Below are 22,478 nucleotides of genomic sequence, written 5' to 3'. Positions count from 1 at the left end.
AATTACTTCAGGGTCACAGTGCCTTTCATCATCGAGATGTGGCCAGGAAACGAGCAGAAGAAGCCGTATTTTTCGCTGGCATTAAGCTTGGACACGTCGAAGGTCACCGAATCGGTTTCCTTGGCGCCGATGATTTTGGTGTGGGCGATGACGCGTGCGTCACCGTCCTTCAGGTAGTTCTTGTCGATGCCGGCAGCCAGGCCATCGGTAGCGATCGGCTGCATGTCAGCTTCTTTACTGATCACCAGGTTATGGCCCATGACATTCTTCGGCAGGCTGCCGGAGTGGGTCAACTCGACGGTGAAGGTCTTGCAGCTCTTGTCGATCACGATTTCCTTGGTGTTGAAGGACATCTGATCGGTGGAGTCAACGGTGGTTTTGCACTCGGCAGCCATCAATTGGCTGCTGGCCAGCGCCAGCAGGGATACCGCAACAACTTTGGAAAACATGGTGAATCTCCAAGGCAGGGTTAACAAAATCACGAATGGTTGGAAGACTGCCTGAAATCTTCGCAAGTTCCTATGACTTGCGTCAAAAATTGTATACAACTTTCAGGCTATGACACTCATCGACACAATCTAACGGCCAAACCATCTGGCCCGCCCTATGATCGGCCCATCCCTTGAGACGGAGTGCCTGTCATGTTCTTTAACGGTCTGTTGTGCAGTTTGCTCGCCGCCTACGCCTGTGGCGCCAGCGGTACCTTTGAATCACCGGAACCCGAAGTTTAGACCTTGGATCGAGGCCTGCCAGCCATTACCCTGTGACGGATTGACCCAGGAGGAAGGCATGTCTTTGAAATCCGTTTGTGTATTCTGCGGTGCCAACGCCGGCACCGACCCGGCTTACACCGAAGCCGCCGTCGCCCTTGGCCGGGCAATGGCCGAGCGCAAGTTGACCCTGGTCTACGGCGGTGGCGCCGTCGGTTTGATGGGTATCGTCGCCGATGCCGCGCTGGCTGCCGGTGGTGAGGTGATCGGCATCATCCCGCAAAGCCTGATGGACAAGGAAATCGGTCACAAGAGCCTGACACGTCTGGAAGTGGTCGATGGCATGCACGCGCGCAAGGCGCGGATGGCTGAACTCAGCGATGCGTTTATTGCGCTGCCCGGCGGCCTTGGCACGCTGGAAGAGTTGTTCGAAGTCTGGACCTGGGGCCAACTCGGCTACCACGGCAAACCGCTGGGTCTGATGGAAGTGAACGGTTTCTACAGCAAACTCACCGCTTTTCTTGACCATATCGTCGGCGAAGGCTTCGTTCGCGCGCCACACCGTGACATGCTGCAAGTGAGCGAATCGCCGCAAACACTGCTCGAGTCCCTCGATAACTGGAAGCCGACCGTCACGCCCAAGTGGGTCGACCAAAAACCCGGCTAACCGCCGGGCACCGATACAGGGCAGAATACGCGCCGCTCAACCTCACCTTCGACCCAAGAGGATCGCCCATGGCCAAACCCAATTACTCCTTCGCCAAACGTCAACGAGACCTGGAAAAGGAAAAGAAGAAAGAGGAAAAGCTTCAGCGCAAGAAACAATCAGCTGAAGACGCGGCACTGAACCCTGATGGTGAAGTGGCGACTGACAACGATGTTGATACCGATGTAGATGCACCGAAAGATCAGGCGCCTGACGCCTGAGCTGATTGTTGGTTCGCTCCCTGAGGGAGCGATCTGTGGCGAGGGGATTTATCCCCGATGGGTCGCGAAGCGGCCCCTGCGTCCGGCCAACCCGAATGAGTTGTCTGGACTGAGCGACTGCTTCGCAGCCGATCGGGGATAAATCCCCTCGCCACAAAGCTCCCCATACGATTGTGCTTATTCCAAAGGCATCACCGTGACCCTGACTTCAGGATCATGACTGCCGCCCCCCAGAATCACCCCCCGCAACGGCGACACATCGGAAAAATCCCTGCCCCACGCCAACGTGATGTGTTCCAGCGCCGGCTGCACATTGTTGGTCGGATCAAAATCCACCCAGCCCAGCACCGGACAAAACACCGAAACCCAGGCATGCGACGCATCGGCGCCGATCAGCCGTGGCTGCCCCGGTGGTGGCTGGGTCAGCAGATAACCACTGATGTAACGTGCCGCCAGCCCTCGAGAGCGCACGCAGGCCAGCATCAAGTGGGCGAAGTCCTGACAAACCCCACGCCGACGTTCCAGCACTTCCACCAGCGGCGTCGCCACCTGGGTTGCCTCGGCATCAAAGGTGAATTCACTGAAAATCTTCTGCATCAAGGCCTGCACACCCAGTAGCAAAGGACGACCGGGAGGGAAACAGCTTTGCGAAAACTCGACGAAGCTGCGCTTCAAGTGCACGTACGGTGACTGGAATCGATAGCGGCAAGCTTCAAGCAATTCGGCAGACAACGGCTGACTGCTATACGTCAACGCATTGCGCGTCAGCTCCCACGCCGGGGACTGGTTGAAATCCAGCGCCGGTCGCGCCAGCACCTCAACGGTCAGCCGCGCGTTGACCTGCAATTCATCATGCGGTCGCTCGAAGGCCAGTCGGGTCAGCGGATTGCCGAACACATCCAGCTCATCACGGCGCGCCGTTGGTTCCGGACTGATCAGCAACTGCTGCTCGGTGCAGCGCTGCCAACTGCATTCACGCGGCCACAGGTGCGCCAATTGCTGCGCCAGGGAAACCGGGCTGTCGTAGTGATAACAGGTGTCGTGGAAGATCTGGTAATGCGCGTTCATCAGACGGACACCGTACGCTGGCTGACATCATCGACATGGGCAAAATGGCGCAGGGCCAGGCGATCGGATACCTGCCCGCTGGCATCGGCGATCTCTTGCAGCAAATCCGCCAAACCATCGAGCGCCGCGCGCACGCTGGACTCGCCGAACAACGGGTTCTCCAGACACCCCAGATCAAACCGCGCCAGACGCTCGACCAGTTGCGGCAACCCAGCCTCCCTTGGCACACCGAAATCGTCATTCAAACGTTTCAGCGTGCGGGTGACCAGTTTCAACTGGAACAACACGGCGTGGGGGTTTTGCTCATCGAGCAGTAACAGGTCGAGTACCGGAATCAACTGCGCCACCGCCAGATAGCGTGAGCGGTAAGTGATGCTGCTGTTGCCCAGCTCCAGCAACCACTCAAGTCCGGCTTGATCGAACGCCCCCGCGCCGCGCAGAAACGCCGCCAGGCTGCTGCTGAGAAATTGCAGACGCTCAATGCGCCGGCCAATCATCAGGAAACGCCAGCCTTCGTCGCGGGTCATGTCGTCCAGTGCAAACCCGGACAGCGCAGCGAGCGACATCACCAGACGATTGAGAAAATCCAGCAACTCGCCGAAATCCGGCTCGTCGGTGTCCAGTTCCGTCGCTTCACGTTGCAACTCCACCAACGCCTGCCAGTTCTCCCGGGAGAGCTTGCCGCGCACCTGCGAAGCCGCCCACTGCAAGCGTTGCAGGTTGGCCCGCAGGCTGAACGACCAGTCTTCGCCGAGCAGCGCTGCCAACAGGCGCTCCGGCAGCTCACCCTCGTCCGGCAACAGCGCCAGCCGCTCGCCGAGATCGACAGCCGCCAGCAGCGCTTGTGGATCATCACCGTCCACATAGCGCGTCAGCATGATTCGCAGCAGACGCGCGCTGTCATCACAACGCTCGCAGTAACGGCCGAACCAGAACAGGTTTTCCACCACCCGCGAAGGCAGGTAAGGGTCGCGCCGCACAAGATCGTGTACACCGACGTTGCGTTGCGCCTTCCATTGTTCGCCGCTCGGCGGCCGGTCGCCCAACACCCACGTGTCCTTGCTCGCGCCGCCGCGCTGCATCGAGACCACTTCGGCATCGGCTTCGGCGGCCACCCGGGTCAGACCACCGGGCAGCACACGATAGCCGTCATGACTGGCCACCGCGTACATACGCATGCCGATGGCCCGGGGTTGCAGTTGACCATCCTCGGCTTGCCAGATCGGCGCTTGGGACAGTTGGGCCAGCTCTTGCGCAACATAGGCATAAGGCCGTGCCTGCATGCGCTCGGCGAGGGATTGACGCTGTTTTTCACTCAGATCACGGCCAAATACCGGCGTGAAGCTTTGCGAGGGGAATGCCGGTTTGATCAACAGTTCCGGCAGCTTTTCCAGGGCTTGGGCCAACACCGGTGCCTCACCGCACCACCACGTAGCGATGGACGGCAGGATCAGTTCTTCGCCGAAGAGGAATTGGTTGATCTTCGGCAAAAAACCCAACAAACCCGGAGACTCCAGCACACCGCTGCCGAGCGCATTGGCGACCAACACCCGCCCCTGTCGCACCGCTTCCAGCAAACCGGGCACACCCAGCGCGGAATCCGTGCGCAGCTCCAAGGGATCGCAGAAGTCGTCGTCGAGCCGTCGCATGATCGCGTGCACCCGGCGCAGGCCACTGAGGGTTTTCAGGTAGACCGTGGCATCACGCACGGTGAGGTCGCCGCCCTCCACCAGCGGATAACCGAGCTGTCGGGCGAGATACAAATGTTCGAAATAGCTTTCGTTGAAGCGCCCCGGCGTCAGCAACACCACCAGTGGCGCGTCGTCATCGCTGGGCGCCTGACGGGCCAGGGTTTCCTGCAGCGTACGGAAGAAACCGGCCAGATGTTGCACCTTCAGATCCCGGTACAACTCGGGGAAGGCGCGCGACACGATGGTGCGGTTTTCCAGTGCATAACCGGCCCCGGATGGCGCCTGAGTTCTATCCGCCGTCACCCACCAGCGCCCGTCCGGCGTGCGCGCCAGATCCACGGCGTACAGATGCAGAAAGGCATCGTCCGGCGGAAGAATCCCCTGACACGGCCAGAGAAAATTGTTGTGCCCGAATACCAGTTCCGCCGGCAACAGACCTTCGCTGATCAACCGTTGCGGGCCGTACAAGTCGGCCAGCACGGCATTGAGCAATCGCGCTCGCTGAGCAATACCCGCTGACAATTGCTGCCACTCGTCCGCTGCGATCACGTGCGGCAGCAGATCCAGTTCCCACGGGCGATCTGCACCCTTGGGATCGGCGTAGACGTTGTAGGTGACACCGTTTTCCTGAATCTGCCGGGCCAGCAAAGCCTGACGCTGCAGCAGTTGCGCGGGGGTGTTGCGCTGCAACTGGTCGAACAGCCGCTGCCAGTGCGGACGCACCGCACCACTGTCATCCAGCAGTTCGTGATAAGTGCCCGCCGTCAGCGGGTAGCGGTCTAGCAGGTCAGGCATGGAAAGCTCGGCAGACAGCAGGGAACGGTCAGACTAACGCAGGCACATGACGCCCGGATAGACGAAAAATCCGGGCGTCGCGTAGGACTTAAAAGCGTCGTAAATCGAGAGTCATCGGTAGCTCGTCAGACAATGTCAGGTTCGGTATCGGAAGTTTCCCTGGCGTGTGGCCGATGCGGAAGAAACGCGCCATGCGCCGGCTCTCCGCTTCATTGGCATTGACCGGCAACGTCTCGTAGTTACGGCCACCGGGATGCGCGACGTGGTACTGACAACCGCCCAGCGAACGCGCCATCCAGGTGTCGAGCAGGTCGAACACCAGCGGCGCGTGCACCGGGATCGTCGGTTGCAGACAGTTGGCCGGTTGCCAGGCGCGGTAACGCACGCCAGCAACGAACTCACCGACCCGCCCGGTCGGATGCAGCGGCACGGGGATGCCGTTGCAGGTCAGCAGATAACGCTGCGGCGGCAAACCCTTGAGTTTGACCTGCAAACGCTCCAGCGACGAATCAACGTAACGCACCGTGCCACCCACCGCGCCCTCCTCGCCCAGCACATGCCATGGCTCGAGCGACTGCCGTAGCTCAAGCTCGATGCCGTTCACCGCGTAATCGCCGACCTTGGGAAAGCGAAACTCCAGATGTGCTGCAAACCACTCGGCGCGCAACGGATAACCGGCGCTGTTTAGCTCAACGATGACGTCGGCGAAATCCTGTTCGATAAAGTGCGGCAACATGAACCGATCGTGCAACTCGGTGCCCCAGCGCGCCAGTTTCGGCGGCGCATACGGCTCGCGCCAGAAACGGGCAACCAGCGCCCGCAGCAACAATTGCTGAGCCAGGCTCATGCGCGCGTGCGGCGGCATTTCAAAGGCGCGCAGTTCCAGCAGCCCGAGGCGACCGGTAGCGCCATCCGGCGAATACAGTTTGTCGATGCAGAACTCGGCGCGATGAGTGTTGCCGGTGACGTCGATCAGCAAGTTGCGCAGCAGTCGATCCACCAGCCACGGCGCGCACTCCTCGCCCGGTTCAGGCATCTGTGCAAAGGCAATTTCCAGCTCATACAACGCATCGTTGCGCGCCTCGTCGACCCGGGGTGCCTGAGAGGTCGGGCCGATGAACAACCCGGAAAACAGATACGACAACGACGGGTGGTTGTGCCAGTAACTGATCAGGCTGCGCAGCAGATCCGGTCGGCGCAGGAACGGTGAGTCCGCCGGCGTTGCGCCACCGAGGACGAAATGGTTGCCGCCGCCCGTGCCGGTGTGGCGGCCGTCGATCATGAATTTCTCGGTGGTCAGGCGAGTCTGGCGTGCCTCTTCATAGAGAAACTCGGTGCGTTCGACCAACTCGTCCCAGCTTGCAGACGGCTGCACGTTCACCTCGATCACGCCAGGATCCGGGGTGATGCGGAAATTGCTCAGACGCGGGTCACTCGGCGGCTCGTAACCTTCCAGCAACACCGGGCAATGCAGCTCTTCGGCGGTGGCCTCGATCGCCGCCACCAGCTCCAGATAATCCTCGACCCGTTCCAGCGGCGGCATGAACAGGTACAAGCGCCCTTCGCGGGCCTCGGCGCAAAACGCGGTGCGCGTCAGCCAATCGGCGGATTCGTCGATTTTCGGCAGGCGCTCGTCAGCGTTGGCCGGATCGCCGTGACTGTTGAGTTGCGCGGTATCCGGTAGCTCCGGGAAGTCCTGATTCGGGTCCTGTGGATGAACAAACGGATATTCGGCCGCTTTCACCCACGGCTGCGAACCGAGCGGCAAGCGGTAACCCAGCGGCGAATCCCCCGGCACCAACCGACAATGCTCGTCACGCAGATACCAGCGCCCGCTCTGCCATTGATCGCCCTTGGCAGTACGCGCCAGCGGCAGCACCTGACCGATTACCTTATCGAGCCCCTGACTGAAGACTTTGCGCAGTCGTGCGCGCTCCAACGGCTCCTCCAGACGGGAATCCTCAGCGCTGACGTTGCTCGGCAACGAGCCCTCGCGCCAGAGGTAATAGAAATTGTCCTCGTAGGCCGGAAACACAAAGCGCGCAGGCAACTTCAGCCGTTCGGCGACACTGGCCAGAAAGCGCCCGGCGAGTTCGCCATTGGCGCCGTAATCCTGCTGCTCGTCGGCGATCAGCGCGTCGTTTCGCCAGATCGGCACGCCGTCGCGGCGCCAATAACAATTGAGCGACCAGCGCGGCAATTGCTCGCCCGGATACCACTTGCCCTGGCCGAAATGCACCAGCCCCTTCGGGGCGTAATGCTTGCGCATGCGCTGGAACAGCTCGGCGGAGAGCCGGCGCTTGTCCTCGCCCAGGGCCGCGGTGTTCCACTCGGCGCCATCCGGGTCGTCGATGGAGACGAAGGTCGGCTCACCGCCCATGGTCAGGCGTACATCGCCCTCAAGCAGGTCGGCGTCGATCTGCCGCCCCAGTGCCTGAATCGCCAGCCATTGCTCATCGGTGTACGGCTTGGTGACCCGCGGCGCTTCCCAGATTCGCTCCACCGACATTTCGTGGCTGAACTGTGTCTCGCAAGGTTCGACCATCCCGCTGATCGGTGCCGCCGAAGACGGATCAGGACTACAGGCCAAGGGAATATGCCCTTCACCGGCGAACAGCCCGGAAGTGGCGTCGAGGCCGATCCAGCCGGCACCCGGCAAATACACTTCGCACCAGGCGTGCAGGTCGGTGAAGTCCACTTCAGTACCGGAGGGGCCGTCGAGGCTTTTCACATCCGCGGTCAGTTGAATCAGGTAACCAGAGACAAACCGTGCCGCCAGCCCCAGATTGCGCAGCAGTTGCACCAGCAGCCACGCCGAGTCGCGGCAGGAACCGGAGGCGTGTTCGAGGGTGTGTTCCGGGGTTTGCACGCCCGGTTCCATGCGGATCAGGTAACCAATGTCTTCGCTCAGGCGCTGATTGAGTGCCACCAGAAAGTCCACGGCCGGCAGCGGCGTGCGGTCGATGCCGTCCAGATAGGCCTGGAACTTCGGCGTCAGCGGCAATGTTTCGAGGTACGGCGCCAGCTCTTTGCGCTCATCGGCGGCGTAGGCGAAGGGGATTTTCTCGGCGTAAGGCTCGAGGAAGAAGTCGAACGGATTGAACACCGCCATCTCGGCCAGCAGATCGACTTCGATGCGCAGTTCATCGGTTTTCTCGGGGAAAACCAGCCGCGCGAGGTAGTTGCCCTGCGGGTCTTGCTGCCAGTTGATGAAGTGCTGCTCGGGCGAGACTTTCAGCGCATAGGACAGAATCCGCGTGCGGCTGTGGGCGGCCGGGCGCAGGCGAACGATCTGCGGGCCGAGTTCGACAGCGCGGTCGTAGCGGTAATGCGTGACGTGATGCAATGCGACATGAATCGACACGGCGTGCCTCCTGCGAGCCTTAAGCGTATTCGAAAGCGCGCAAGAGTTATGCCATGCACAGGCTTGGGCGCTTTCCCGGAATGCTCAAGGCAGTACAGCACCAAAATCGGGCGATGCGGGGAAATGCTTTGGCAAAGTTGCGCCTAAATGTGGCGACATTGGTTCATGCAGTGTTTGATCGGGCGCTTTCGCGAGCAGGCTCGCTCCCACATTTGGAATGCGGTCACCTGTGGGAGCGAGCCTGCTCGCGAAGGGGTCGGCCGCGCCACCACATGTCGGGAGACCTGAAATGCAGAACGCCAACCCGAAGGTTGGCGTTCTGTTTTAGCGTGGGACGACCGGCTTGCGAGCCGGCTTCGGCCCTTTGCCCTTGGCCGCGTCCTTGCGCTCCTTGGCAGCCTGCTGGTTGCGGGCGAACGCCGCAGCCTTGGCCTGTTCACGCTTGTCCCATGGATTACCACCATCACTGGCACGCGGTGGCAGACCGGTGTGCTGGGTGAGGATCTTGGTGGTTTTCTCTTTGCCTTCTTTCGCCACTTTATGGCTGCCAGCCGGCGTCGAGTTCTTGCGACGGGCGCTCTGGTAGCTGTCGGTGGACGGCTGATGCAGCGGAATCAGTTGATCCTTGCCCGGCCCGATCAAATCAGCGCGACCCATGCGCTGCAGCGCTTCACGCAGCATCGGCCAGCCTTTAGGGTCGTGATAACGCAGGAACGCCTTGTGCAGACGACGCTGCTCTTCGCTCTTGACGATGGTCACGCCGTCACTCTTGTAAGTGACCTTGCGCAGCGGGTTCTTGCCCGAGTGGTACATGGCGGTGGCGGTGGCCATCGGCGACGGGTAGAACGCCTGCACCTGGTCGGCGCGGAAGCCATTGCCCTTGAGCCACAGGGCCAGGTTCATCATGTCTTCGTCGGTGGTGCCCGGGTGCGCGGCGATGAAGTACGGAATCAGGTACTGCTCTTTGCCTGCTTCCTTGGTGTACTTCTCGAACATGCGCTTGAACTTGTCATAGCTGCCAATGCCCGGTTTCATCATCTGGTTGAGCGGACCTTCCTCGGTGTGTTCCGGGGCGATCTTCAGGTAACCGCCGACGTGGTGGGTCACCAGCTCTTTGACGTACTCCGGCGACTCGACCGCGAGGTCGTAACGCAGGCCGGAGGCAATCAGGATTTTCTTCACACCCGGCAATGCGCGGGCGCTGCGGTACAGCTGAATCAGCGACGAGTGGTCGGTGTTCAGGTTCGGGCAGATGCCCGGGAACACGCAGGACGGCTTGCGGCACGCGGATTCGATTTCCGGCGTTTTGCAGGCGATGCGGTACATATTCGCAGTCGGCCCGCCGAGGTCGGAAATGACGCCGGTGAAGCCTGGCACCTTGTCGCGGATCTCTTCGATTTCGCGAATGATCGACTCTTCGGAACGGTTCTGGATGATCCGGCCTTCGTGCTCGGTGATCGAGCAGAAGGTGCAGCCACCGAAGCAGCCACGCATGATGTTCACCGAGAAACGGATCATGTCGTAGGCCGGGATCTTTTCCTTGCCGTACGCAGGATGCGGAACACGTGCGTAAGGCATACCGAACACGTAGTCCATTTCTTCAGTGGTCATCGGAATCGGCGGCGGGTTGAACCAGACGTCGACTTCGCCATGCTTCTGTACCAGCGCACGGGCGTTGCCCGGGTTGGTTTCCAGGTGCAGCACGCGGTTGGCGTGGGCATACAGAACGGCATCGCCACGGACCTTTTCAACCGACGGCAGGCGGATCACGGTTTTGTCGCGAGTCATGCGCGGGCTGGCCAGGATCTGCACGACCTTGGCTTCTTCCGGATCATCCACTGGGCCCTTTTCCTGCTCGATGGCGCAGGCCTGGGTGTCCTGGGTATTCACGTACGGGTTGATGATCTTGTCGACCTTGCCCGGACGGTCGATACGGGTGGAATCGACTTCGTACCAGCCCGCCGGCGTGTCACGGCGAATGAACGCGGTGCCGCGCACGTCGGTGATGTCTTCGATCTTGTGACCGTAAGACAGACGCTGGGCAACTTCGACGATGGCCCGCTCGGCGTTGCCGTACAGGAGGATGTCGGCGCTGGCGTCGATCAGGATCGAGTTACGCACGCGATCCTGCCAATAGTCGTAGTGGGCGATGCGACGCAGGGAGGCTTCGATGCCGCCGAGCACGATCGGCACGTGCTTGTAGGCTTCCTTGCAGCGCTGGCTGTAGACCAGGCTCGCACGATCCGGACGCTTGCCGGCCATGCCGCCCGGGGTATAGGCGTCGTCGGAACGAATTTTCTTGTCCGCGGTGTAGCGGTTGATCATCGAGTCCATGTTGCCGGCCGCGACGCCGAAGAACAGGTTCGGCTCGCCGAGCTTCATGAAGTCGTCTTTGGACTGCCAGTTCGGCTGCGCAATGATCCCTACGCGAAAGCCCTGAGACTCCAGCAGCCGGCCGATGATTGCCATGCCAAAAGACGGATGATCGACGTAGGCATCTCCCGTAACAATGATGATGTCACAGGAGTCCCAGCCAAGCTGATCCATCTCCTCCCTGCTCATCGGCAGGAATGGCGCTGGCCCGAAACATTCGGCCCAATATTTTGGATAGTCAAATAACGGCTTGGCTGCTTGCATGTCGGTCGACCGGTGTTGAGATGAAAAATCGCGGGCGCGGAATATAGCACAAAATTTGACCAATTCCGACGGCAATGGTCGGTTTCTCTTTGTGACCCTGCCCTCGGCATCACGCAGTGCATTCGTGTGCTGTCATTACCCCCACATGGATGCAAAAACCGCTACCCAAATCCAATTCACCATCAGCCAACGATTTGCGATTGCTGATATGACAACCCTTCAAGGATGAAGAAATGTCACCAAAACTACCCATCAAGGGCTCCGTTACCAGCGGTGCTCATACACGCCCGGCGCCGCAGGTGGATACCGATACGCCGCGACCCGTTATTTCTCCGCCCATGGATAGCGGCCCATCAACCCCTTCTGCGATACGGAATGCTCCGGGGTCGAGCCCCCGCTCAAGTGAGCCTCCCCGCGAGGGAGTTTCAACCACTCGGGCCACGACTCATCCGATAGCGTCGACCTCCGCCGGCGCTCCCTCGTCAGGAAAGCGGTCACTCGAGCACTATTGGATACCTGTCGAAGTCAGCCTTCCCGATGTCGATGCACTGGGATTCAGAACCCTGCACGGACGCCGCTACGTCGATGTGCCGGGCGGCCGCAACGTTCAGGTCGTGATCGACCCGGACATGGGCTTGTATCGAGCCAAATTGATGACCGAAAGAGCATTCGGCCCAGTGTTGGTACGCGACCATGACAGCAAGCTCTGGCACCCGCTTGAGGATTCACCGGGTTCACTGCCACTGCGTCCAATCGATGCGCTCAATCAGGAACTGGACGCCCACATCACCACGATCACGCAGGCGGTGAAGCTCACGGAAGAACTAAGGGCCGCCTGGCATGCACAGGCCAGGAAAGAAGGGGAAAAAAACGCCTTGGTCAAATTCGAAATCCAGTGTCAAAGACAACTGGCGACTCTGGAAAAGGCCGTGAACTTCTACATCAGGAACCAGGCCTCGCTTCTCTTGTACAAAGGGCGCTTTTCCTACGAGACAGAGCTGGTGGGCGTTCAGAAGCGGCAAGTCGAAGTCTATTTCGATGTCCTGGAGGCCGGTGATCTGCGTAAATCAATCGACGTATCGTCCTACTATGGCCGTCCCCTCGAGGCCCATCGCTCGATGGCAGGGTATTTGAAAGGCAAATTGGCCAACTTGCGCAAATGCCAACTCATTGTTGACGACATCCTGACCCGATCCCCCCACCTGAAAGTCGAATTGATCGAGCTTGGCTACGACCCGGTAAAAATCCATACAAACACGGCCAACTGGATTCATTCCAAAAGCCACTTGCTGGCCAGCGAACCGGTGCCCGACGCCGCGCAATACGTTGTGTTGTCGAGTTCGTTTTCAGAAGCAACGCGCACCTTCCGCAATATCGAAAGCATCCCGGAAGGCGCGCGCATTCCGGTAATGAGCTGTCTGATCGACCAATGCGCAGCAATCAGGGCGTCGTACGAAGAGATGTCATTGCCAGCCGATACTCTTCTGGACAGTTCCCGGCGAGAAATAACCGAAGCCATTCAGGCTTTCGAAAACACCCTAGAACAGCGCATAGAGCTTTATCACCAGGAACTGGAGCGAACCTTAACCCTTCCCTCACTGGATGAGCCGATTGACTTCGACTTCATTCCGGCCCAGGTCACGAGTCCGTCTGCACACCCCTCAAGAAAGATGTTTCGCAGCAAACACCATGGCGTTTACAAGATCCGGATCGGGCAGTCACGTCGAACCCCCCAGGGCGAAGAAGTAATTGATGTCATGGATCCGCACAACCCCACGGAAGTCTTGCAAACCTATGAGCGCCGCGAAGGTGAATGGCAGCGGCGGGTTGCTCTGCAAGAAAGGCAGTTGTCGACGCTGACCGTCCAGGCCCAGCGACTTCTGGAACTATCGGAATCACATCTGACCAAGGCCCGGCAAGACGAAAGCGCAAAACGCAACGCCACCAACATCGTCGAGTTTCTGCAGGGCAAGGCCGAAGACCTCGATGATCTTCGTCAACAGATGGAACGGGCGCCGAATCCGGCCACCCTCGATATCGCGCCCCTCGCCCAGCAGCTCAAACATGACAGCGAGCGCCTGCGCAACGAAGGCGAAAAAATTCGCATCGCACTCTACAAGGACCCCACTTTCTTAAGCGTCGACCGTGTGGCGTATCTACTCAGCCAGGGCCACCTGAGTGTCAGCAAAGAGAAACCTGCGCGGCTGGAACGGGGCAAGGGCCAGGACAAATATTTTCTCGATGTCTATTCGCTGAACGACAAACACACCACCGTGCCTCTGTGGCATGTCCATTTCAAATACGAAAAAAAGGACAGCGCCGCGCTGAACTTCATGGTCAAGGGCGGCCACCTCAAGACCCTTGAGCAAAGCCGGCTGGGCATAACTGCCCAGCGTCGGGACGCGCAGGCCGGACGGGAACATGTCCCCATCTGGCGAGCAACCATTGACGGCAAAACCGCGCAGAAAATATTCGAGCTGGTCGCTTAAGCCAGACAACCCGTTTTTCAAGGATGAAAAAACCCATGGCAGTCAAATTACCGCCCCGGATCAACGCTTCGGTCGATGTTCACATGCCCACCAAGCGACCGAAGAACGAGGACCCTTCCGACACGCTGCACCGTATCAGCACAGATCCGTCGACACACCTTCTAGCAGGGCAGGAGAACAAACCGGTGGGCGTCGAACTTGATGCGATCCTGCCAGCACCCGCTGTAACGGTCAAAATGCACCCCGTCAGTGTTGATCCCCCGGTGTCAGCACAGCCCCTGCTGGAGCATTACTGGATCAGTTCCAATGCGGCGTTACCGAATGCCGACACCGAGGGTTTCAGAATTCATAAGGGGCGACGGTATGTCGACTTGCCCGACGACCACATCACATTGGTCGCGATGGATCCGGACACTGGACTTTACCGGGCAAGACTGGCGAGTGAATTACTTCCCTCCGGACCGGCCTTGTTACGCGACATCGACAGCGGCCTATGGCATCCCCTCAATGACGTCGCCTCCAGCCCACTCCCGTTGACCAACGCAAGCCTGCAGGCCTTTCGCACGGGGCTGGATTTCAGCACTGTCGAACCCGGCAGCGACGGTTTGTTTCGCCACGACGGCAAGCTCTACGTGGTCATCCACGAACACGCCTATCAGGTGATGAGCGATCTTGACGCGTCTACGCCAGCGCACAAAGTGTGGCGCATCGTTAACCCCAAGGATCCCGTCGCCACCGACGGCGCGAATATCTATCGCGCCAGTCGCAGCGGCGAGACCCGGGCCATCACACGAAACGAGGAGAACACCTGGGTTTCCATTCTCACGGGACTGAGGGGTGGCATGCGTCGCCATGACTCAGCGCAAGCCAACATAGCCCTCTTGATGCAGCGTTATGAACCTTTCCAGAATGCTCACACCGCCCTGATCGAATCAGCCACGCAGTACGACACCCTGTGGAGTCAGGCCAGAGAACAGGCCGATGGCGCCGGCAGGACAGCGGCACTGGTGGCCGTTGAAGTCCATCTGCTCAAGCACATCAGAAAGCAAACAGCCTTTGTGCAGTCGCTCGTCGACAACAGAGACTGGCTGACCACCCTCAAGGCAGGCGGGCTATTCAGGGGGGAACTGCATACCTTCCGGATTGAACGGGTGGAATACCTCAACAGGCTCATGGCCGTCATGGACCTCCGGGCCAGGCCTGCGGTGACGGACGTGAGCGCCGAGAGCTGCAAGAAATGCATCACCCACCTGAACAAGAAGCTGAAGATCCTCGAGGAGCGCCAGGTGGTCATGGAGCAAATCAGAAAAGCGTCCCCCGCAGCGATCCCGCAACTCACTGAACTGAGCCAGAAGGTAGCTTCAGCGGATCGCATCAACTTCAACAAACTGGCCCTTTATGTCCACCTGTTTGCGGACACGCCCGAACATGCGCCGGACGCGACCATGCCCTCGCTATCGGCCATCGACCTGATCACCGGCGACCTGAGAAACGTCCCGGAACGAGAGCAGCCCATGGCATTGCTGTTGGCCCTTGATCAGCTCAGGGGAGACCGAACCCGCTTTGAAACGCTGCTGGCCGAGCAAAGCCCCAGAGCCGAATACCTCGAGGAGATCATTGCCCTGATCGATCCCATCGAGAAGAAAATCGACAGTAAACTGACCGAAATCCTCGACGTATCCGAGCGCCGAACCGATCTGCCGAGCCTTGATCAGGACATCGATTTCGACTTCATCCCGTCACAGCCCATCAACGCCGAGACGACCCGTCCCGCGCCCGCCAAAAAAATGTTTCGAACCCGTCAGCACGGCACCTACAGAGTACTGGTCGGTGAAACCGAAGCCGGGGCGGACGGGAGCATTACCATCAAGGTTCCCGACCCATTGCGCCCCGACTCGCCGCCCAGACGCTACAAAAAATTAGACGATGAATGGCTACCTGTACTTCCTCCGATAAACAGAACACCGCGCCCACAACTTATCAGCGAGGCAAACCGGTTACTGGCCAAGGTCGAAGAGCACAGTGCCTACGCGAAGATGCAGGAAGCAAAAAAAATCAACCCGACAAAAATTGTCGAAGATCTGGGCAGGGAAACCCATTTGCTTAACGAACAGGCAAGACAACTGGAAAACCACGAAACAGATGTCGAGGACCGCCTGATCATCAATCTGGCCAGGCGATTGCGAGCCGCAGCTGATTCCATGACAACCCAAGGCCAGAAGATCCTGGTGCGGATGTACAAAAACAAAGACGTGCTGGACATCATGCGCCTGAATTACCTGTTGGATCGGGACGAGCTCAATGTCAATAAAACGGTTAATCGCAAGCAGTTGGGCAAAGGCAAGGACAAGTCATTTCTTGACGTGTATTCGATCAGTGATCGCGCCGACGATGCACCGCTTTGGGAAGCCCACTTTCACTATGAAAGACAAGACAGCCATCCCCTGAACTTCTCGATCAAGGGTGGTCATCTCAAAACGCTTGAACAGAGCAGACGGGGCGCAGAGTCTCAGCGGCGCGATGAACAGGCTGGTTTGCCCCATACCGCGATCTGGCGCGAAACCTTCGACGGCAAGACCGCGAACAAAATATTCGCACTGGCGCAGACCCCTTCAGTGCGAGCCGAGTAAATACCTGCGCCCAAGCCATGGGCCTGGCGGCCATACGACGACAAACCGGCAATGACGCCGAACGCTTTGCAGTGCCCGTCGCGGGCACTGACGGGCAACCTTTCAAGGATGAAAAAATGTCACCCAGACTGCCTCTCAAAGGCACCGTAGAAATCCATACACGACCTACGCAACAAGGGCCGGAAACCGTAAGGCACGAAACGCCACAGCGTGTCGATTTCGGCCCGACGACCGCCCCGGGAGTACTTGGCCCGGAGGGGTTTGGCAGGGTCGCGGGCAACGCCGCCCCGGATGCAATCACGCCGTTACCGGCGATAACGATTCATGAGTTACCTGCCACAGTGGCCGTGTTTAATCGTGAACAGCGCCCCTTGGCGCATTACTGGATCACCGTACCGCCTGATCTGCCGGCTCCCAACGCCGATGGATTCCGGGTGCGCGGGCGGCGGCGTTACGTCGATGTTCCCGATGGCGGTACCGTGCTGGTCGGGGTCGATCCGGATACCGGACAGTATCGGGCCAGGTTATCGACCGAGCGGGATGCCCTCGGCCCGGTGCTGCTGCGCGACACAGAAAGCGGGCTCTGGCGTCCACAGGAAAGCCTCCCCCCCACGTCTACGACGACCGACCCCGGCAATGGTGGATTACTCCGGCCTGATGGTGGGCAAGTGCGCCCTGCTCATCGACGATTGCGCGAGCAGATTACCGCCATCGTCAATCGACTGCGCAGTCCGCAAACCCGCGCGAAGAGGCTGTTCCGGTCCATGTCTGAGGAACAGATCGCCGCATACCTTCGTTCACTGGGCAGCGACGTCGAAGGCGGGTTGCGCCGCCGCGAAGCCGAATACCAAACCCTCAAGCAGCAATTGACGCTCTGGAGCAATGCGTCGTCTTCGACGCCCGGAACAGCAAAAGGCTGGGCAGAACAGATCGCCAACGAAATAAAGCGCTGCTATCGCCAGGAGACCGGCCCATCGCTGAAACTCGAAGCCGGCAGCGGCACCCTGCCGGCACTGAAAGCAGACTTCAGCCATGTCCGGGAGCTGTCTCTGGAATCCGTCACCTGGTCGCCCGAAGCCGATACGTTCCTCAGCAGTTTTTCACACCTTGAACAGTTGACCGTAACCCGCTCCACGCTGGATAAACTGCCAGCCTCCGTCGCGCGGATGCATGACCTGACCCGTCTGGATCTGAGTGCAAACCGGATTCGGCTGGACACACCAGCAGCGGTGATACTCGGTACTCTCGGCAAACTCGAAAACCTCAACCTCTCAGACAATCCACTGAACATGTCCCCCGACTTCAGTACGATGACCGGGTTGAAAGTGCTGAACCTGAGCAATGCGCAACTGGGTCATTGGCCAACTGGCTTGCAAAACCAGACCGGCCTGCAAATCGTCGATTTGCGTAATAACAGCCTGCAAGAAGTACCACAGACGCTACTCAATCCTCCCGCCGAGCAGCTTGAGGCCAGCGTCAGAACCAACGGTGTCACCCTCATCGAAGGCAATGCCTTTGCTCCCGGCTATTGGAAAACCCTGGAATTGTATTGGCGCCGCCTGGCTGCGGATCATCCAGAGTTGTCCAGCTCGGCCCACCCGCAAGGACTGAGACTGAACGTAGATATTCCAGAGCTGGCCAAGGTGCAGCGAATGTACCCGGACAAGGACGCACAAGCGGTCAGGGATTTCGTGTTGCAACTGGGTGATGCAGAGCTGGCCCGACGCCTGCGGGATTTCGACTCGCTTGAAGCACAGCTGGAAGATTATGTGGCCGGCAAGCAATACGATGCTTCCGTTGATGCCGCCACCGTCAGGCTCTGGGCGCCGCAACGTGTCGCCAGAATAATCAAAACCTGCTGGCTTCAGGAATCGGGAGAGATATTAAGGCTACCGACCGGAAGTGGGCCGCTACCCGCCCTGACGGCGGATTTCAGCCATGTGCGCCTGCTTGAACTCCAGGCAATCAATTGGTCGGATACTGGCGACACATTCCTCAGCAACTTTACCCACCTGGAAAGTCTATCCATCAATCATTCCAGCCTGCGCAGATTGCCGGCCTGCGTCGGTGATATGGACAAACTGATCAGACTGGACCTGAGTTCGAACAGCCTTGAACTGGATGAGCAAAGCGCGGCAAGACTGAGCGGGTTGAGCCGGCTGAAGTTCGTCAATCTGTCAGAAAACCCACTGAAAACAGTGCCCGACTTCAGTGCCATGTCCGAGCTGACAAACCTGGACTTGAACAGCACAGGGATTGATCAGTGGCCGACCGGACTGGTGGGTAAAGCGGCCTTGACGGGGCTCGACTTGCGTAACAACCAATTGACTGAAGTACCGCAGGCAATCATCAACCCCGAGCCCGAGCAACTGGCCTCGATCGCCAGAATCAACGGCGCCACTTTATTGGAGGGCAACGATTTCCCTTCCGACTATTGGAGAACGTTCGATGGCTACTGGCGCCGCCTGCACGCAGCGCATCCTGAACTGATGACCCCGGAACATCCCGCTGCATTTGATAGCGAAAACTCAAGAGCACAGCGATACCGGCGTCTTTATCCGAGCAAAGATATCAAGGTGTGCAGGGAGTACCTCTGGAACCTTGAGCAAGGCACTGCCGGCACAAGGCTCGCCAGCCTTGAACTGGAATTCAACACGTTGAAAACCCAACTGGAGGCCTGGACTTTTTCTGGAGGCGGCAACCGTCAGGGTTATATTCGCGCGAATCAGTTGCAGATCAACGCTGCCGACCGTTTCGACCGTGCCACGGCAAGCAACCGGATCATCAGTTGCTGGAGGCATGAAACACCGCAAAAACTGGCCAATGACAGGACCCCCATCGGCCTGGAGTTGGACCTCAGCGGCCTGAAACTGCCAAGCCTGCCGGACATCGACGTGGATTTCAGTCACGTCGGCTCATTGAAACTGAGCAATATGGATCTGAGCACTTCACCAGAGGGTTTTCTGACCCGATTCCGCCACGTACGCTGGCTGGATACTTCGCACAATCAATTGCGCGAGCTACCACCCGCCATTGGCGAAATGAACGGTCTGACCCGACTGTTTCTGCAGAAAAACCAGATCTCCCTGACAGCCGAAACCGCCCGCGTTCTATCAGAGCGCACCACATTGCGGGCACTGTGGCTGCATGAGAATCCGCAACTGGGTATCACACCGGATTTCAGCCAGATAATCGACATGCGCTCGGTCAATCTGGCCAACACGGGTATCGACACTTTCCCGACCGGTATTGCCGATCAGCCACTGCTGGACACCCTGGATCTGAGCAACAACCGGATCGAGGAAATCCCCGATGCGGTCATTGCGCCAACGCCTGAACGACTTGCGCACACGGTTCGCGTCAACAACGTGACCAACATCACCAACAATCCGCTCTCCCCGGCCACCCGCACCCGACTGTCCCTTTACAACGACCGCCTGATAGAAGCCGAAACACCGCTGACCGGCCAGTACAACCTGGTCGACACCGCGCGCGATCACGCGCCTGTCATCATCCGACCTGCGGCGTATGACCCGATGGCACGCTGGACAGCCGGAATGACAAGCGCTCAGGTATCGACCAGAACAGCGCAATGGCAAACACTGCGTGATCAGCAAGGCTCGGAGGGTCTGTTCAATACCCTTAACCTCTTGTTGCCGGATGCCGCTGGTGGCAACGAAACCCAGCGACGGGTCTGGAAGGTGATCGACAGCATTACCGAAAACAGCCCTGAGTCCGAACGCCTGCGCAGGGAACTGTTTGATCGGGCCGGCGAAGCAACCTGCTGCGATCGCGCAGCCTTCACATTCGCCAATCTGGAGGTCAGGACAATGATGCACAACGCTCGCGCCAAGGCTCGCAGCCAGGCAGAAGGCCCGCAGTTGTCGGCGCTGTCCAGAGGATTGTTCCGCTTGCACGAGGTAGACAAAATTGCTTCGGCGGACATTGCGCAGCGTGAGGCAAGAATCATCGGATCCAGAGGGCCTCAGCGACCAGAAGACCTTCCGGCTCCCGCGCCTCATGTGCAGGAGGAAGTCGAGATCAGACTTTTCTATCGCCACCGCCTCAAAGATCGGCTGCAACTGCCGGGCCAGCCTGATCGTATGGTGTTTGATCTCCTGATCAGCGTGTCACAGGCGCAACTGGACGCCGCGTACAAAAAAGTCATCGCTCTGGATAACTCCCCTGAAGAATTTCAGGCGCTGGTGTCGAGGGAGTTCTGGCAGGAATTCGTCACTCACAAGTACCGAACACAGTTCGAATCCCAGCGCCAGCCGTTTCAGGATCGACAGGCCACACTCGACGATACGCACACCGCCGGGACGCTTTCGTTTGACGATTACGACGCGCAGTCCAAAGCATTGCAAGCATCGCTTGCGATCGAAGAAGCCGTATTGATCGAAACCTTGACCCGGCAAGAACTGGCCGAGCACTCAACCCGCCGAACAGCCGAGGAGGTAGCGGGCCAGCGCGAACAACACGATTGAAGAGGAGAGCTGGCCGAATGATTTCGGCCAATTCTTACTCGTCGTCGTCGAAGTTATAGCTGCCCGGGGCGAGGTTCTCGAAACGGGTGTACTTGCCGATGAACGCCAGGCGGATAAAGCCGATCGGGCCGTTCCGCTGTTTGCCGATGATGATTTCGGCAATGCCTTTGTGCTCGGTTTCCGGGTGATACACCTCGTCCCGGTACACGAACATGATGACGTCGGCGTCCTGCTCGATGGCTCCGGATTCCCGGAGGTCGGAGTTGATTGGCCGCTTGTTCGGTCGTTGCTCCAGAGAGCGGTTGAGCTGGGACAGCGCCACCACCGGGCAGTTGAATTCCTTGGCCAGGGCTTTCAAGGAACGCGAGATTTCGGAGATCTCATTCGTCCGGTTGTCGCCGCCCGATCCTGGAATCTGCATCAGTTGCAGGTAGTCGATCATGATCAGGCCGATGTCACCGTGTTCCCGCGCCAGACGCCGGGTACGCGCACGCATTTCCGACGGGCTGATGCCGGCGGTATCGTCGATGAACAGTTTGCGATCGTTGAGCAGGTTGACCGCTGAGGTCAGGCGAGGCCAGTCATCATCTTCCAATTGGCCAGAACGTACCTTGGTCTGGTCGATGCGGCCCAACGAGGAAAGCATACGCATGACCAGCGACTCACCTGGCATCTCGAGGGAATACACCAGCACCGCTTTGTCGCTGCGCAGTACGGCGTTCTCCACCAGGTTCATGGCGAAGGTGGTTTTACCCATCGATGGACGGCCAGCGACGATGATCAGGTCGGCCGGTTGCAGCCCGCTGGTTTTCTCGTCGAGGTCGGTGTAACCGGTGGACAGGCCGGTAATGGCGTTGTCGGTGTTGAACAAGGTGTCGATGCGGTCGATGGCCTTGGTCAGCAGATCGTTCACACCTACCGGGCCGCCGGTTTTCGGGCGGGCCTCGGCAATCGCGAAGATCTGGCGCTCGGCTTCGTCGAGGATTTCCTCGGCGGTACGCCCTTCCGGGTTGAAAGCGCTGTCGGCGATCTCACTACTGATACCGATCAGTTGGCGCAACGTCGCTCGCTGGCGGACGATCTGCGCATAGGCCTTGATGTTGGCGACGGACGGCGTGTTTTTCGCCAGTTCGCCGAGGTAACCGAGGCCACCGACTTGCGAAGTCTGACCTTCCTTGTCCAATTGCTCGGCAAGGGTCACAACGTCGATCGGGGAGTTCTGATCGGCCAGTTTGGCGATCGCACGGAAGATCAGGCGGTGGTCATGACGATAGAAGTCGCCGTCGGAGACTTGATCGAGCACGCGTTCCCAGGCGTTGTTGTCCAGCATCAGACCACCGAGTACAGCCTGTTCGGCTTCGATGGAATGCGGCGGCACCTTCAGGGCGGCGGTTTGCAGATCATATTGCTCGGGTGCGGAGATTTCGTTCATGGCCACTTGGAGTCAGGGTTGAAAACGGGAGTACCAGAAAGACAAAGGGCACGACCTGTGAACAGGATCGTGCCCGATGTTAACCGTCTGACGGACAAGCCGCCAGCCGATCAGGTGTTGCTTAAGCTGCTACCACGACAACGCGTACGGTGGCTTCAACTTCGGCGTGCAGGTGCACGGCTACGTCGAATTCGCCTACGTTGCGGATGGTGCCGTTCGGCAGACGAACTTCGCTCTTCTGCACTTCA

The 22,478-nt window shown here is 59.2% G+C and carries 12 protein-coding genes; 5 read left to right on the top strand and 7 right to left on the bottom strand.

Annotated elements, in window-relative coordinates; genetic code table 11:
• Positions 1-2 precede the first annotated feature (2 nt).
• Entirely contained in the window at positions 3-449 is a 447-nt protein-coding gene (gene azu / locus ACIOVB_RS06325) for an azurin (RefSeq protein ID WP_401265884.1), read from the bottom strand.
• 340 nt (positions 450-789) lie between these two features.
• On the opposite strand from azu, the gene ACIOVB_RS06320 reads away from it, so the two are divergent.
• Positions 790-1,377: a TIGR00730 family Rossman fold protein gene (locus ACIOVB_RS06320; RefSeq protein ID WP_187677863.1), complete on the top strand. Its 588-nt coding sequence runs from the start codon at positions 790-792 to the stop codon at positions 1,375-1,377.
• 68 nt (positions 1,378-1,445) lie between these two features.
• The gene (locus tag ACIOVB_RS06315; protein ID WP_187677864.1) at positions 1,446-1,637 is read left to right on the top strand and encodes a hypothetical protein; all 192 of its coding nucleotides are present in this window, start codon (positions 1,446-1,448) and stop codon (positions 1,635-1,637) included.
• A gap of 177 nt (positions 1,638-1,814) precedes the next feature.
• On the opposite strand, the gene ACIOVB_RS06310 is transcribed toward ACIOVB_RS06315, so the two are convergent.
• From ACIOVB_RS06310 to ACIOVB_RS06295, 4 genes are all read right to left on the bottom strand, one after another.
• Positions 1,815-2,705 (bottom strand): transglutaminase family protein, encoded by an 891-nt coding sequence (locus tag ACIOVB_RS06310; protein ID WP_187677865.1) that lies wholly within the window; start codon positions 2,703-2,705, stop codon positions 1,815-1,817.
• A complete protein-coding gene (locus ACIOVB_RS06305; protein WP_401265881.1) occupies positions 2,705-5,191 on the bottom strand; it encodes a circularly permuted type 2 ATP-grasp protein in 2,487 nt (828 codons plus the stop codon). The genes ACIOVB_RS06310 and ACIOVB_RS06305 overlap by 1 nt, the downstream gene beginning before the upstream one ends.
• 88 nt (positions 5,192-5,279) lie before the next feature.
• A complete protein-coding gene (locus ACIOVB_RS06300) occupies positions 5,280-8,555 on the bottom strand; it encodes a DUF2126 domain-containing protein (RefSeq protein WP_401265878.1) in 3,276 nt (1,091 codons plus the stop codon).
• A 324-nt stretch (positions 8,556-8,879) separates the two neighbouring features.
• Entirely contained in the window at positions 8,880-11,192 is a 2,313-nt protein-coding gene (locus ACIOVB_RS06295) for a YgiQ family radical SAM protein (RefSeq protein WP_187677868.1), read from the bottom strand.
• Between the two features lie 233 nt (positions 11,193-11,425).
• Between ACIOVB_RS06295 and ACIOVB_RS06290 the strand changes: the two genes are divergently transcribed.
• Genes ACIOVB_RS06290 through ACIOVB_RS06280 form a run of 3 tightly spaced genes read left to right on the top strand, consistent with a single transcriptional unit; the run spans position 11,426 to position 20,798 of the window.
• Positions 11,426-13,681: a hypothetical protein gene (locus ACIOVB_RS06290; protein ID WP_401265875.1), complete on the top strand. Its 2,256-nt coding sequence runs from the start codon at positions 11,426-11,428 to the stop codon at positions 13,679-13,681.
• Positions 13,682-13,716: 35 nt separating this feature from the next.
• On the top strand, positions 13,717-16,311 hold the full coding sequence (locus ACIOVB_RS06285) for a hypothetical protein (protein WP_401265873.1): 2,595 nt from the start codon (positions 13,717-13,719) through the stop codon (positions 16,309-16,311).
• A gap of 17 nt (positions 16,312-16,328) precedes the next feature.
• A complete protein-coding gene (locus tag ACIOVB_RS06280; RefSeq protein WP_401265870.1) occupies positions 16,329-20,798 on the top strand; it encodes an NEL-type E3 ubiquitin ligase domain-containing protein in 4,470 nt (1,489 codons plus the stop codon).
• A 34-nt stretch (positions 20,799-20,832) separates the two neighbouring features.
• On the opposite strand, the gene dnaB is transcribed toward ACIOVB_RS06280, so the two are convergent.
• Positions 20,833-22,230 (bottom strand): replicative DNA helicase, encoded by a 1,398-nt coding sequence (gene dnaB, locus ACIOVB_RS06275; RefSeq protein ID WP_187677870.1) that lies wholly within the window; start codon positions 22,228-22,230, stop codon positions 20,833-20,835.
• A 121-nt stretch (positions 22,231-22,351) separates the two neighbouring features.
• Positions 22,352-22,478 (bottom strand): 50S ribosomal L9 C-terminal domain-containing protein (locus ACIOVB_RS06270; RefSeq protein WP_401266016.1); only part of this gene is annotated, 127 nt, incomplete at its 5' end.

The organism is Pseudomonas sp. NPDC087639 (assembly GCF_044743385.1).
GTDB lineage: Bacteria > Pseudomonadota > Gammaproteobacteria > Pseudomonadales > Pseudomonadaceae > Aquipseudomonas.
This window is presented reverse-complemented; position numbering and strand designations above follow the sequence as displayed.